A 13,253-nucleotide genomic window follows, 5' to 3' on the forward strand; every position below is an offset into this window, starting at 1 on the left:
ATTTCAGAAGTTTTTCTCCGGCGGCGCAGTCTCCTGTGCCTCCTGACCCGTTTTCCGTTTCCGGTTTGCCGTGTCAGTGGAGGCGCATTATAGGGAACGGCTCAGATAGCGCAAGTGCAAATTGAGACTTTTTTTCTGTTCGTCTGAAATTTGCACAAAAGCGCCGTTTTACCCCTTTTTAATGCGCGCCGGAAGCTCTGCCAGGCTATTAATCACCCAATCTGCTGCTGCTTCACCTTCAGCGGTGACCGGTTTGCCGCTGCGCACCAGGACTTTCATGCCGACACCGGCAGCCTGCCCTGCCAGCATGTCTTCCAGCTTGTCACCCACCATATAAGAAGCGGCCATATCAATATTCAGTTCTTCCTGTGCCGTCAGCAGCATACCTGGCTGAGGCTTGCGGCAGTCACAGGCCTGACGGAACTCTGCTACTGTTGCTTCAGGATGGTGAGGACAGAAATAGATGCCATCAAGATCAACATCGCGATCGGCCAGCGACCAGTCCATCCATTCTGTCAGCCGCATAAAGGTATCTTCAGTAAACATACCGCGCGCGATACCAGACTGATTGGTCACGACCACCAGCGCAAAACCCATTGTCTTAAGTTGTTGCAGCGCTTCAATCGTGCCGTCAATAAACTGGAAGTCATCGATCTCATGGACATAGCCATTGTCGACATTAAGGGTGCCATCACGATCAAGAAAAATAGCGGGGACTTTATTCGCCACGTAGAAACTCCTGCTGTAAAAATTGCCGATCAGTATCGCATGATTGCTATAAAAGGGAGAATGTCAGATTGAATCACTTCCATTGATTTAGACGTCTGGATGCCTTAACATCCATCCAGCTTTTATACCGAATAAAAGCGACGAGGCTTCCCACACCACGGACAACGCAACACGATAATAAATAACATAATGATTAAACTAGAAAATATCACCAAGGTGTTTCAGCAAGGTACGCGGTCTGTTCCGGCGCTAACGGATGTCAGCCTGCACGTGCCTGCCGGACAGATTTATGGCGTTATCGGCGCTTCCGGTGCCGGTAAAAGTACGTTGATTCGTTGCGTTAACCTGCTGGAGCGCCCTACTTCGGGCCGCGTACTGGTAGACGGTGCTGATTTAACCGCACTCAACGAACGTCAGTTAACCCAGGCGCGCCGCCAGATCGGCATGATCTTCCAGCACTTTAATCTGATGAACTCCCGTACCGTCGCGGGTAACGTCTCTCTTCCACTGGAACTCGGTAATCTCTCCCGCGCTCAGATCACGGCTCGCGTAACTGAGCTGCTGGAACTGGTGGGATTATCAGACAAGCATGATGCCTGGCCCGCCAATCTGTCGGGCGGACAGAAGCAGCGTGTCGCGATTGCCCGCGCCCTGGCCAGCAATCCCAAGGTTCTGTTGTGTGATGAAGCTACCAGTGCACTGGATCCCGCGACGACCCGCTCTATTCTGGAATTGCTTAAAGACATTAACCGCCGGCTTGGGCTGACGATTCTGCTGATCACCCATGAAATGGATGTAGTGAAACGCATCTGCGATCAGGTTGCGGTCATCAGTCACGGTGAGCTGATTGAGAAAGATAGCGTCAGTGAGGTCTTCTCTCATCCTAAGACACCGCTGGCGCAGCAGTTTATTCAGTCTACGCTGCATCTGGATATTCCGGATGATTACCAGCAGCGCCTTTCTGCCACCGCCGCTGAAGGCACCGTGCCCCTGCTGCGACTGGAATTCACCGGTAAATCGGTTGATGCGCCGCTGCTGTCTGAAGCTGCCCGCCGTTACAACGTGAATAACAACATTATCAGTGCCCAGATGGATTACGCCGGTGGCGTGAAGTTCGGCATTATGCTGGCCGAAATGCACGGCACAGAAAGCGATACCCGCGAGGCGATAGCCTGGCTGAAGGAGAATCATGTGAAAGTAGAGGTGTTAGGTTATGTCTGAAGCGATGATGTGGTTGCTGGGACGGGGCGTGTGGGAAACGCTGATGATGACCTTCGTCTCGGGCTTTTTCGGTTTTGTGCTGGGTCTGCCGGTCGGCGTTTTACTCTATGTCACCCGTCCGGGCCAGATTCTGCAGAATCAGGGACTTTATCGCGTGCTCTCCGCGCTGGTGAATATCTTCCGCTCCATTCCTTTCATTATCTTACTGGTCTGGATGATTCCTTTTACTCGCGTAATCGTCGGCACCTCAATCGGACTGCAGGCGGCCATCGTGCCGTTGACCGTTGGCGCGGCGCCGTTTATCGCACGTATGGTTGAAAATGCCTTGCTGGAACTGCCAACCGGACTGATTGAAGCGTCACGAGCTATGGGCGCCACGCCAATGCAGATCATCCGTAAGGTTCTGCTGCCGGAAGCGATGCCTGGCCTGGTGAATGCTGCGACCATCACCCTGATTACCCTGGTTGGTTACTCCGCCATGGGTGGCGCGGTGGGTGCCGGTGGTCTGGGCCAGATCGGTTATCAGTATGGTTATATCGGATATAACGCCACTGTGATGAATACGGTATTGGTGTTGTTAGTAGTTTTGGTGTATCTCATTCAATTCTGTGGCGACCGCATCGTGCATGCGGTGTCCCATAAATAAGCCAGCAATATCACATTATTAAGAAGGAAAGGATATGTCTTTCAGATTCAAGAAAATTGCCGCTGTGGGTGCACTGATTGGCGCGATTGCGCTGGCAGGATGCGATCAAAAAGAGAAAGACCCTAACCACATCAAAGTGGGTGTGATTGTCGGTGCTGAGCAGCAGGTTGCTGAAGCAGCGCAGAAAGTTGCCAAAGAGAAATATGGTCTGGACGTTGAGCTGGTCACCTTCAACGATTACGTACTGCCGAATGAAGCGCTGAGCAAAGGCGATATCGACGTCAACGCTTTCCAGCACAAACCGTATCTGGATCAGCAAATCAAAGATCGTGGCTACAAGCTGGTTTCAGTGGGTAACTCCTTCGTCTACCCAATCGCGGGCTATTCGAAAAAGATTAAGTCACTGGATGAGCTGCAGGATGGCGCTCAGGTTGCTATTCCAAACGACCCGACCAACCTGGGCCGTACGCTGCTGCTGCTGCAGAAAGTGGGTCTGATCAAGCTGAAAGATGGCGTGGGCCTGCTGCCAACCTCACTGGATATCACTGAAAACCCTAAGCATCTGAAAATTGTTGAGCTGGAAGCGCCGCAGCTGCCACGCTCACTGGACGATCAGCAGATCGCGCTGGCGGTTATCAACACCACCTACGCCAGCCAGATTGGCCTGACGCCAGCCAAAGATGGCATTTTCGTCGAAGATAAAGATTCACCGTACGTGAACCTGATTGTGGCGCGCGAAGATAATAAAGATGCGGAAAACGTGAAGAAATTCGTCAAGGCTTACCAGTCTGACGAAGTCTACGATGCCGCTAACAAAGTCTTTAACGGCGGCGCGGTTAAAGGCTGGTAATTCAGCTGTTCATCTCCTTAAGGGCGGCGCTATGCCGCCCTTTCTGTTATTGGGTGCCCTGCCCGACTTGTTATTTATTCTTGTCCTTGTTTCAATAACGCCACTTTTTGAAACCTGAGGATGTTGCCATGCGTTTTTTACCGCTCTGCTTGTTAGCATTGATGCTGACAGGGTGTGTTCATGAGTATCACCCGATAAGCAGCGCACCGTCCCGGCCGCAGCAATCCAGTGAACCCACCCGCAAGCCTGTGTCACGACCGGCACCGGTTAAGCTCTATACCGATGCCGCCGATCTGGTCAGCAAGCCGTTCCGCGATCTGGGTGAAGTCTCCGCTGAAGATTGCCAGATGAGTAATCAGAACTCCCCAGCCAACATCGCTACTGCACGTAAACGCCTGCAGATCAAAGCGTCACAGATGAAAGCCAATGCGGTGCTGCTGCATCAGTGTGAAATCGTCACCGGCACGCCAGGCTGCTATCGTCAGGCGGTGTGTCAGGGTTCGGCACTGAAAGTCAGCAATCAATGAGTGAATTCGCCTTTGCGCAAATTGGGGTAATCCGCTCACCGTGGAAGGAGAAGTTTGCCGTGCCGCGCCAGCCAGGGCTGGTGCAGGATGGCGGCGGCGAACTGCACCTGCAGCCACCTTACAATCAGCCGGAAGCGGTGCGTGGACTGGAAGCGTTCAGCCACCTCTGGCTGCTGTTTGTCTTCCATCAGACGATGGAAGGCGGCTGGCGTCCCACGGTTCGCCCTCCCCGACTGGGCGGCAATGCGCGCATAGGTGTATTTGCGACACGTTCAACGTTCCGTCCCAATCCCATTGGCATGTCGCTGGTTGAGCTAAAAGGTATCAGGATTGAAAAACAGCAGGTGATCCTGCAGCTTGGCAGTCTGGATCTGGTCGATGGCACCCCGGTGGTGGATATCAAACCTTATCTGCCCTTTGCCGAAGCATTGCCCCATGCCCAGGCGGGTTTTGCTCAGGCGGCACCTGCGGCTGATATGCCGGTTCGCTTCTCCGCGCTGGCACAACAGCAGCTCCACCAGCAGTCGCGCTATCCCAATCTGGCTCGCTTTATCAGTGAAGTGCTGGCACAGGATCCCCGTCCCGCTTACCGTCAGGGCGAGACACAGGCGCGGGAATATGCGGCCTGGCTGATGGATTTTAATGTACGCTGGCGCATTGACGATGCCGGTACTGAAGTGATCGCCATCGACCCGCGTTAAAACCCGCTTTTGAGCCGGTGATCTCACTGGTACACTAGCCGCCAGCAAAATTCTGTCTGTGACTTTCCGATCAACTGGAACCGTAATCAATGCGTACTACTCAATATCTGCTCTCTACTCAGAAAGAGACGCCTTCCGACGCTGAAGTGATCAGCCACCAGCTGATGCTGCGCGCCGGTATGATCCGCAAACTGGCTTCTGGCTTGTACACCTGGTTACCGACCGGGGTTCGCGTGCTGAAAAAAGTCGAAAACATCGTGCGCGAAGAGATGAACAACGCGGGCGCGGTTGAGATTTTAATGCCGGTTGTGCAGCCCGCCGACCTGTGGCAGGAGAGCGGTCGCTGGGAGGAGTATGGCCCGGAACTGTTACGTATTGCAGATCGCCACGAGCGTCCGTTCGTGCTGGGTCCGACGCATGAAGAGGTGGTCACTGACCTGATCCGCAATGAGCTGAGCTCTTATAAGCAACTGCCGCTCAACCTCTATCAAATCCAGACCAAATTCCGTGATGAAGTCCGTCCGCGCTTTGGCGTGATGCGTTCACGTGAATTCATCATGAAAGATGCTTACTCGTTCCACGTTTCGCAGGAGTCGCTGCAGGAAACGTATGACGCGATGTACCGCGCCTATAGCCAGATCTTCAGCCGTATGGGCCTGGATTTCCGCGCCGTGCAGGCCGACACCGGCTCGATTGGCGGCAGCGCCTCCCATGAGTTCCAGGTTCTGGCGCAGAGCGGTGAAGATGATGTGATCTTCTCTACCGATTCTGATTACGCGGCCAATATTGAGCTGGCCGAAGCCGTCGCACCCGCCGGTGAGCGCGCAGCGCCGTCGCAGGAGATGCAACTGGTCGAGACGCCAGACGCAAAAACCATCGCGGAGCTGGTTGAGCAATTCAATGTGCCTGTTGAAAAAACAGTGAAAACGCTGATTGTTAAAGGTGCCGAAGAGAGCGGCCACGCGCTGGTTGCCCTGCTGGTACGCGGCGATCATCAGCTTAATGAGATCAAAGCGGAGAAGTCAGAGATCGTTGCGTCACCGCTGGTGTTCGCGACCGAAGAAGAGATTCGCGCCGCAGTGGGTGCCGGACCGGGTTCAATCGGCCCGGTTGGTCTGCAGATGCCTGTGATTGCTGACCGTACCGTGGCGAAGATGAGCGACTTCAGCGCCGGTGCCAACGTCGATGGTAAGCACTACTTCGGCATTAACTGGGAGCGCGATCTGCCGCTGGCCAGCGTTGCGGATATTCGTAACGTGGTCGAAGGCGATTTAAGCCCGGATGGTAAAGGCACGCTGCAGATTAAGCGTGGCATCGAAGTCGGTCATATTTTCCAGCTCGGCACCAAGTATTCTGACGCGCTGAAAGCGTCTGTTCAGGGCGAAGATGGCCGCAATCAGGTGATGAGCATGGGCTGCTACGGCATCGGCATCACCCGCGTTGTTGCGGCAGCCATTGAGCAGAACCATGACGACCGCGGCATTATCTGGCCAGCCGCACTGGCACCTTTCGAAGTTGCGATTCTGCCAATGAATATGCAGAAATCGTTCCGGGTTAAAGAGCTGGCGGAAGAGCTGTATGCCACCCTGCGTGCTAAAGGCGTTGAGGTTATTCTGGATGACCGTAAAGAGCGTCCGGGCGTGATGTTCGCTGATATGGAACTGATCGGTGTGCCACACACCATCGTCATTGGTGATCGCAATCTCGATAATCAGGAGATTGAGTACAAATCACGTCGTGCCGGTGAGAAGCAGATGATTAAGCAGGATGAAATTGTTGAATTCCTGCTGAAGGCTCTGAATAAGTAAGTTCTTAGCGTTAATCAAAGCGGGCTGAATCTGGCCGCAACAGATGAGCTCAACGCGAAGGGAACCGGGTCAGGAGAGGAAAGCGTCCCGCGCCAGGGACGGTGCGGGCCGAGCGGCCATGGATGGCTTTAGCGACTTTCCGATCTGACCCCGTTCCCTGAGCAGGCTCGATCTCTTCGCCGCTCGCCCCTGACGTTGTAAGTACTCAAACGCCCCGCCTGCGGGGCGTTTTTTATTGTACCTTGCCGCGCATCGATTTAGTTGAACTTCGGCGGGCTTTTCCTTCCAGACGGCGCTCTTTTGAGGCGCGGGTCGGCCGCGTGGCGCGCCGGGCTTTTTCCACGGTACTCAGCTCCTGGATCAGATTAACCAGACGTTGCAGCGCCGCTTCACGATTCATCTCCTGACTGCGATACTCCTGCGCCTTGATCACCACAACGCCATCACCGGTAATCAAATGATGAGTGGCGGTGAGCAGCCGCTCTTTATAAAACGCGGGCAGTGAAGAGGCAGCAATATCGAAGCGCAGATGAATGGCGGTGCTGGCTTTATTGACATGTTGTCCGCCTGCGCCCTGAGCACGAATCGCCGTCAGCTCGATCTCACTTTCCGGAATCTCAACCGAACGGGATAGCATAATCATAAGCTCGCTCCCCACACCTTAACCACGTTGACCTCCGATAACCTGTTCATCAAATTAACCTTTTGTGCTCTGATTTATTCCGCCTCAGACAGCGGAATCTGTCACTTTAGCAGTGATTCGCGCACTGTTCCTGCTTTACGCAGGCTGATTTCCTCTAAATGGCTATGATATAGTCGCCAGTTAACCAGAGTATTTACGCTCTGCCGAGGAGGGCCACGTGCAAAATTATTGTGAGTTAGTTCGCCGGAAGTATGCCGAAATCGGCAGCGGGGATTTAGGTTACATACCGGATGCGATTGGCTGCGCATTGAAGGCACTTAATGATGTTGCCGCAAATACTGAGCTAAACTCTTCTGTCAGGGAACAGGCGGCCTACGCCGCTGCTAACTTATTGGTGAGCGACTATGTTGATAAATGAAGCGTACCAACCTATCAATTGCGATGATTACGATAATCTGGAACTCGCCTGCCAGAACAACTGGATGCTGTCGCTGGAAATGAAAGATGGCGAGCAGCTTAAGGCAAAAGCCAAAGAGATCTTTTCACGTAAGAACGTTGAATATCTGGCTATCGATCTTTCCGGTGAACATCGCGAATTACGTCTCGACCATATCGCCAGCTTCACCCATCCCGAGTTGGGTACGGTGGTTGTCAGCGCAGAGTAACCTACGCATTCAGGGCGGGACCTTTCCGCCCTGTTAAACTTCAGGGCTGCAACGAACTGTAGTACGCCGCTAAATCCGCCATATCGCTGTCACTCAATCCCGCCACAAACGCCTTCATGACTTCAGCCTGACCGCCACTGCGTTCGCCCTTTTTATAGGCCTGCAGCGCATGTTCCAGATAAGGTGCGTGCTGCCCGGCCAGGTCAGGATAGAGCGGCACCGCCGCTTTTCCTGCTGCGCCATGACAGGCCATGCAACTGCCCGCTTTCTGTGCGCCGCGCTGCGCATCACCCGCTGCCCATGCCGGTAACACGGTGACCGCTAAACAGGCAATAAGCCACTGTTTCATTATTGTTGTTCTCCTGCGCCGCATGCTCCGTCCCAGACTATCTGCCAGCCCTGCTGATCAGTGGCCGCGCCATCACGGGTGACAAAAAGAGTCGGAACGCAGACCAGCGTCTGGTTATAAAAAATTAACGGCAGCCGTTCACGCTGCCACGGCGGTATCTGTAACTCCTGCCACAGTTTTTTCATTTCCCTTCCGCCACGACGGCCCACCAGATGGACATGACCCTGTGCGTGAAACCGCACGCTGACCTGCTCATCCGGCTCAGGATAGCGCAACAGGCTCTCTGACTGGCTGGCACGCAGCGTGCCAAGGTTCTGCGGTAACGCCAGCGGCTGGCAGAGATCGGGCCATGCCAGCACGGTGTCGCGCAGTGAACTGAACAACGGCAGCCAGTAGAGCTGCTGACGGTAACGACGGAGTTCAGCCTGACCGAATCGCAGCCGGGGCTGCGCATCCTCCCGGCTCGCCATCACTTCGTCGTGGATGCGTTTCAGCGCTTCACGGGACGGCATCGCCCCACCCTGTCCGGCGATCCAGCGCCGCAATAAGGCATTAGCACGCAGCTCACTCATGGCCATTATGGGTGGAAAGTGCAGGCTGCCATCAGGCTGGATCAGCTCTGCCAGTTGCCCGGTGAGCAGTTCATCCAGCAACTGCTCCTGCTCACTGCATAACGCCGCACTACGGGCCGTTGCCTCGGCAAAATGGGGCCAGCGCTGGTGAAGCTCAGGCAGCAGCCGCTGACGCAGAAAGTTGCGGTCGTAGCGAAGATCCTGATTGCTCTCATCTTCAATCCACGCCAGCTGATGCGCGTCGGCATAGGCTTCAAGCGACTGTCGCGTCTGATTCAGCAGCGGACGCACCAGCTGATGTGAACCCAGCGTGCGTGTAGCGGGCATCGCTGCCAGCCCGGCGGGACCACTGCCGCGCTTCAGCGCCAGCAGGAATGTTTCGCACTGATCGTCGAGGTGCTGCGCAGTGAGTAACACTTCGCCCGGCTGCAGTGCCGCACTCAGCGCCTGATAACGGGCGGTGCGGGCGGCTGCTTCAATGCCGTTTTCCCTGCCATCAACGTTAACGCGGAGCACTTCACAGGGCAGCTGCCACTGCGCGCAAATCGTCTGGCAATGGGTTGCCCAGCGATCGGCATTCGGGCTAAGCCCATGGTGAACATGCAGTGCCCGCAGGCGCAACTGAGGATGCTGCTGCTGCCAGCCGCGAAGCTGATGCAGCAGCACGGTTGAATCCAGTCCACCGCTGAATGCGACCACCAAGGCGGCATCAGGTTGCAAAAGGTTGTCAAAAGCGGGCAAAGACATGGCAGAATCCAGAAAATCGGGCCACTGAATGTCGCCCGCTGAGCGCGCTATTTTACGCCTGATAAAGCTCCAGCGGCAAACCATCCGGATCGGCAAAGAAAGTGCATTGTTTACCGGTCAGGTCATCAATGCGAATCGGCTCGCAGATAACGCCTTTATCGGCCAGCGTCGCGACGGCAGCGGCAACATCCGGCACGGTAAAGGCCAGATGACGCAGGCCACACGCCTCGGGATGGCTGACTCGCGCCGGCGGCTCAGGAAAAGAGAACAGCTCAATGGTATAGCGATCCTGTAGGGCCAGGTCGCCTTTCCAGGAGTCCCGCGCTTCGCGGTAATATTCGCCCATCAGACGGAAACCCAGTACGTCACAATAGAATGCTTTGCTGCGCTGATAGTCAGAGGCGATGATGGCGATGTGGTGAATAGCGGTTAACTGCAACATGTTCAATTCCCTGATTCGGGCAGGCTGTCCGCAGACACCCTGCCGCTGATAGTCGTTTAAAGGTTTATGCGAGGTCGTTTTTCAGCACGCGGACGCGATACTCGCCCTCTTCGGTCAGGCTGGCACCGTGAATATCCGTTTCGAAGCCCGGATAATGCCGTCCAATGCTGCACAGCATCAGCAGAAAATCGAGCACCGCGCGGCTCTTCTCAGTAATCATCTCGCCTGGCATCACCAGTGGAACGCCTGGCGGATAAGGCAGAATCATATTGGCCGACACCCGCCCGACCAGCTCGCTGAGATCCACCGTTTCGATGTTGCCCTTCACCTGCTGCTGAAACGCCTGATGCGGCGTCATCTTCATTTCGGGCAGGACATCAAATGCCTGCAGCATCAGACGCGGCAGATCGTGATGGCGGATCAGCTGATGGATCCCCTGCGCCAGTGTCTGAATGCGCATATTGCGATAGAAGTCAGGATCTTCGGCATAGAGATCCGGCAGCATGTTTTTCACCCGCAGATTAAGATCGTAGGCGCGTTTGAACTCGGTCAGTCCGCGCAGCACGCTCATCGCTTTGGTTTTGTCGATACCGATGCTGAACAGGAACAGCAGGTTATAGGGACCGGTTTTCTCCACCACGATGCCGCGCTCATCCAGAAACTTCGCCACCAGCGCCGCCGGGATCCCCTCTTCCGCCATCTTCCCCAGTTCGCTCATGCCCGGCGTCAGAATGGTGACTTTGATCGGATCCAGGTACATGTGATCGCGATCGGCCTGAGTAAATCCGTGCCACTCTTCGTCGCCGGGCTGGATCGGCCAGCATTGCGCTTCATCAACTTCTTCCGGCTGCCAGATATCAAAGAACCAGCTGTCAGACTCTTCGCGCAGGCGCTGGATCTCCCGACGGAAGTGCAGCGCGCGCTCCACCGAGCGATTGATCAGTCGTTTACCGGGATTGCCACGCAGCATGGCAGCAGCAGTTTCAATAGAGGAGACGATGGCGTAATTGGGCGAGGTGGTGGTGTGCATCATGTAGGCTTCGTTAAACGTCTGTTCGTCGTAGTCGCCCTTAATGTGAATCATTGATGCCTGCGAAAACGCCGCCAGCAGTTTGTGGGTCGATTGCGTCTCATACACCACTTTTCCCGGGATGCGGTCGCCACTCATGCCACTTTTACCGGCGTAGATCGGATGGAAATTAGTGTAAGGCACCCAGGCTGAATCGAAATGAATCGACGGTACATCCAGTGTCTCTTTGATGTACTGGGTATTGTAGAGCAGCCCATCATAGGTGGAGTTGGTGATCACCGCATGAACCGGCCACGTGGCACGGTCGGTGGCAGCCACCTTGAGCGAAATACTCTCGCGGGTGAACTCCTGCTTCGGGATACCGCCGAGAATACCCAACGCATTGCGGGTCGGCTTCAGCCAGATGGGGATAAGATCGCTCATCATCAGCAGATGGGTCAGTGACTTGTGGCAGTTGCGATCGATCAGCACGGTGCTGCCCGCCGGTGCGGCATACATGCCGACAATTTTGTTCGACGTTGAGGTCCCGTTGGTCACCATGTAACTCTGCTCGGCACCAAAAGTGCGTGCAATGTACTCCTCCGCTTCAAGGTGCGGACCGGTGTGATCAAGCAGCGAACCCAGTTCGGTAACGGAAATTGAGATGTCCGATTTCAGGGTATTGGCCCCGAAGAAATCGTAGAACAGGCAGCCCACCGGGCTCTTCTGAAACGCGGTACCCGCCATATGGCCCGGCGTGCAGAAGGTGTACTTGCCCTCTTTCACATAGGTGAACAACGCTTTAGTCAGCGGCGGCGTAATGTGGTCGAGATAGTCATCGGTATATTGCCGGATATGCAGCGCGATATCGTCGGCGGCATTCAGCGCGTACTCAAAAAAGTGCAGCGGCATGCGCATCTCATTGACGCTGATATCCATCTGCGAGTGGGTGTTGATAAAGGCGTACAGCGGCAGGTATTCGTTGAGCTGATTAATCTCACCGCAGAGTTCCGGACTGTTGTGCGCGTCCCAGTCGAAGATGACGCCGCTGATACGCGGATTATGCTCGATCAGTTTCAGCAGATCGTCACTGTTTTTCGGGTAAAGCAGCCTGAAGCCTTGCAGATTTAACGCCGCGTCGAGTTCGCGTAACGGTTCATCTTTATAAAACACGCCGTGCGCGCCCATGATCGCCAGAATATTCAATGCCCATCTCCCTGATTATTGTGGAACCGGACAAGCATAACCGCTAACCCGCGGAAGGTGTAGCGAGGCGGCTATCGGATGGCGCTGAAAGAGAGGGGAATAGCGTGCGGAGATAAACCGGCGGCATAAAAAAAGCGGACCGGAGTCCGCTTTTATTGATGGGGCTAAATCAGGCGTAGCCGTAGCTCATCAGGCGCTGATAACGACGATCCAGCAGCTCTTCAGTGCTAAATCCATCGAGATCGGCCAGATCGGCCAGCAGCTGCTGCTTCAATGACTGCGCCATATCAACCGGACGGCGATGCGCGCCACCCAGTGGCTCAGGGATCACCGAGTCAATCAGCTTCAGCTCTTTCAGACGGTGAGCGGTAATGCCCATCGCTTCAGCAGCCAGCGGCGCTTTGTCAGCGCTTTTCCACAGAATAGATGCACAGCCTTCCGGCGAGATCACTGAATAGGTGCTGTACTGCAGCATATTCACTTTGTCGCCCACGCCAATCGCCAGCGCACCACCTGAACCGCCCTCACCGATGACCGTACAGATCACCGGCACTTTCAGGCCAGACATTTCACGCAGGTTGCGGGCAATCGCTTCAGACTGCCCACGCTCTTCCGCGCCCACACCCGGATAGGCACCCGGTGTGTCGATGAAGGTGATGATTGGCATTTTGAAACGCTCAGCCATCTCCATCAGGCGCAGCGCTTTGCGATAGCCTTCCGGTGCTGGCATGCCGAAGTTACGGCGAATTTTCTCTTTGGTTTCACGGCCTTTCTGGTGCCCGATGATCATCACCGGACGTCCATCAAGACGTGCAATCCCGCCCACAATCGCTTTGTCATCGGCATAAGCACGGTCGCCCGCCAGCTCATCGAAATCGTCGAAGGCGTTGCGCACGTAGTCAAAGGTGTAAGGACGCAAAGGATGACGCGCCAGCTGAGCGATTTGCCATGCGCCCAAATCGGCGAAGATTTTACGGGTCAGCTCAACGCTTTTCTCACGCAGACGCTGAACTTCTTCATCCAGATTAACGTGTTTATCATCCTGACGACCAATTGAGGTCAGCGAATCGATCTTCGCTTCCAGTTCTGCAATTGGCTGTTCAAAATCCAGGTAATTAAGACTCATAATGTTCCTGTT

15 protein-coding genes are annotated in these 13,253 nt (G+C 55.0%); 8 read left to right on the forward strand and 7 right to left on the reverse strand.

Going from position 1 to position 13,253, the window contains the following annotated elements; genetic code table 11:
* Positions 1-168: 168 nt before the first annotated feature.
* Positions 169-729: a D-glycero-beta-D-manno-heptose 1,7-bisphosphate 7-phosphatase gene (gene gmhB / locus OK412_RS14095; protein WP_163639955.1), complete on the reverse strand. Its 561-nt coding sequence runs from the start codon at positions 727-729 to the stop codon at positions 169-171.
* A 189-nt stretch (positions 730-918) separates the two neighbouring features.
* Between gmhB and metN the strand changes: the two genes are divergently transcribed.
* The 6 genes from metN to proS all read left to right on the forward strand — a co-directional run bounded on the left by metN (position 919) and on the right by proS (position 6,482).
* Positions 919-1,950 (forward strand): methionine ABC transporter ATP-binding protein MetN, encoded by a 1,032-nt coding sequence (gene metN, locus OK412_RS14100; protein WP_010254188.1) that lies wholly within the window; start codon positions 919-921, stop codon positions 1,948-1,950.
* Positions 1,943-2,596 (forward strand): methionine ABC transporter permease MetI, encoded by a 654-nt coding sequence (locus tag OK412_RS14105; RefSeq protein ID WP_003852613.1) that lies wholly within the window; start codon positions 1,943-1,945, stop codon positions 2,594-2,596. Before metN ends, OK412_RS14105 begins: the two co-directional genes overlap by 8 nt.
* A 34-nt stretch (positions 2,597-2,630) precedes the next feature.
* Positions 2,631-3,446, forward strand: a complete 816-nt coding sequence (locus tag OK412_RS14110; RefSeq protein ID WP_010254184.1) for a MetQ/NlpA family lipoprotein — start codon at positions 2,631-2,633, stop codon at positions 3,444-3,446.
* 128 nt (positions 3,447-3,574) lie between these two features.
* Complete coding sequence (rcsF, locus tag OK412_RS14115) at positions 3,575-3,973, forward strand: Rcs stress response system protein RcsF (RefSeq protein WP_010254182.1); 399 nt, start codon at positions 3,575-3,577, stop codon at positions 3,971-3,973.
* Positions 3,970-4,674, forward strand: a complete 705-nt coding sequence (tsaA, locus tag OK412_RS14120) for a tRNA (N6-threonylcarbamoyladenosine(37)-N6)-methyltransferase TrmO (RefSeq protein WP_052271755.1) — start codon at positions 3,970-3,972, stop codon at positions 4,672-4,674. The genes rcsF and tsaA overlap by 4 nt, the downstream gene beginning before the upstream one ends.
* Positions 4,675-4,763: 89 nt before the next feature.
* Entirely contained in the window at positions 4,764-6,482 is a 1,719-nt protein-coding gene (proS, locus tag OK412_RS14125) for a proline--tRNA ligase (RefSeq protein WP_022625458.1), read from the forward strand.
* A 232-nt stretch (positions 6,483-6,714) separates the two neighbouring features.
* Here the strand turns inward: proS and arfB are convergent, their stop codons facing one another.
* Positions 6,715-7,125 (reverse strand): alternative ribosome rescue aminoacyl-tRNA hydrolase ArfB, encoded by a 411-nt coding sequence (gene arfB, locus OK412_RS14130; protein WP_010254175.1) that lies wholly within the window; start codon positions 7,123-7,125, stop codon positions 6,715-6,717.
* 217 nt (positions 7,126-7,342) lie between these two features.
* Here arfB and OK412_RS14135 point away from each other — a divergent pair, with 217 nt between their 5' ends.
* Together OK412_RS14135 and rof are read left to right on the forward strand one after the other, a co-directional pair.
* Positions 7,343-7,543: a YaeP family protein gene (locus tag OK412_RS14135; protein ID WP_010254172.1), complete on the forward strand. Its 201-nt coding sequence runs from the start codon at positions 7,343-7,345 to the stop codon at positions 7,541-7,543.
* Positions 7,530-7,790 carry a Rho-binding antiterminator gene (gene rof / locus OK412_RS14140; protein WP_010254167.1) on the forward strand — a complete coding sequence of 87 codons (261 nt, stop codon included), beginning with the start codon at positions 7,530-7,532 and terminating at the stop codon, positions 7,788-7,790. Before OK412_RS14135 ends, rof begins: the two co-directional genes overlap by 14 nt.
* 40 nt (positions 7,791-7,830) lie before the next feature.
* Here the strand turns inward: rof and OK412_RS14145 are convergent, their stop codons facing one another.
* The 5 genes from OK412_RS14145 to accA form a co-directional block, all read right to left on the reverse strand.
* A complete protein-coding gene (locus tag OK412_RS14145) occupies positions 7,831-8,139 on the reverse strand; it encodes a c-type cytochrome (protein ID WP_010254164.1) in 309 nt (102 codons plus the stop codon).
* Positions 8,139-9,458, reverse strand: a complete 1,320-nt coding sequence (gene tilS, locus OK412_RS14150) for a tRNA lysidine(34) synthetase TilS (RefSeq protein WP_187492794.1) — start codon at positions 9,456-9,458, stop codon at positions 8,139-8,141. The genes OK412_RS14145 and tilS overlap by 1 nt, the downstream gene beginning before the upstream one ends.
* Before the next feature lie 52 nt (positions 9,459-9,510).
* Positions 9,511-9,900, reverse strand: a complete 390-nt coding sequence (locus tag OK412_RS14155) for a VOC family protein (RefSeq protein ID WP_010671867.1) — start codon at positions 9,898-9,900, stop codon at positions 9,511-9,513.
* Positions 9,901-9,964: 64 nt separating this feature from the next.
* Positions 9,965-12,115 carry a lysine decarboxylase LdcC gene (locus OK412_RS14160; protein ID WP_033756642.1) on the reverse strand — a complete coding sequence of 717 codons (2,151 nt, stop codon included), beginning with the start codon at positions 12,113-12,115 and terminating at the stop codon, positions 9,965-9,967.
* Positions 12,116-12,284: 169 nt separating this feature from the next.
* Entirely contained in the window at positions 12,285-13,241 is a 957-nt protein-coding gene (accA, locus tag OK412_RS14165; RefSeq protein WP_010254150.1) for an acetyl-CoA carboxylase carboxyl transferase subunit alpha, read from the reverse strand.
* Positions 13,242-13,253: the final 12 nt, after the last annotated feature.

The sequence above is a fragment of the Pantoea sp. JV6 genome, from assembly GCF_025910055.1.
Lineage (GTDB): Bacteria > Pseudomonadota > Gammaproteobacteria > Enterobacterales > Enterobacteriaceae > Pantoea > Pantoea agglomerans.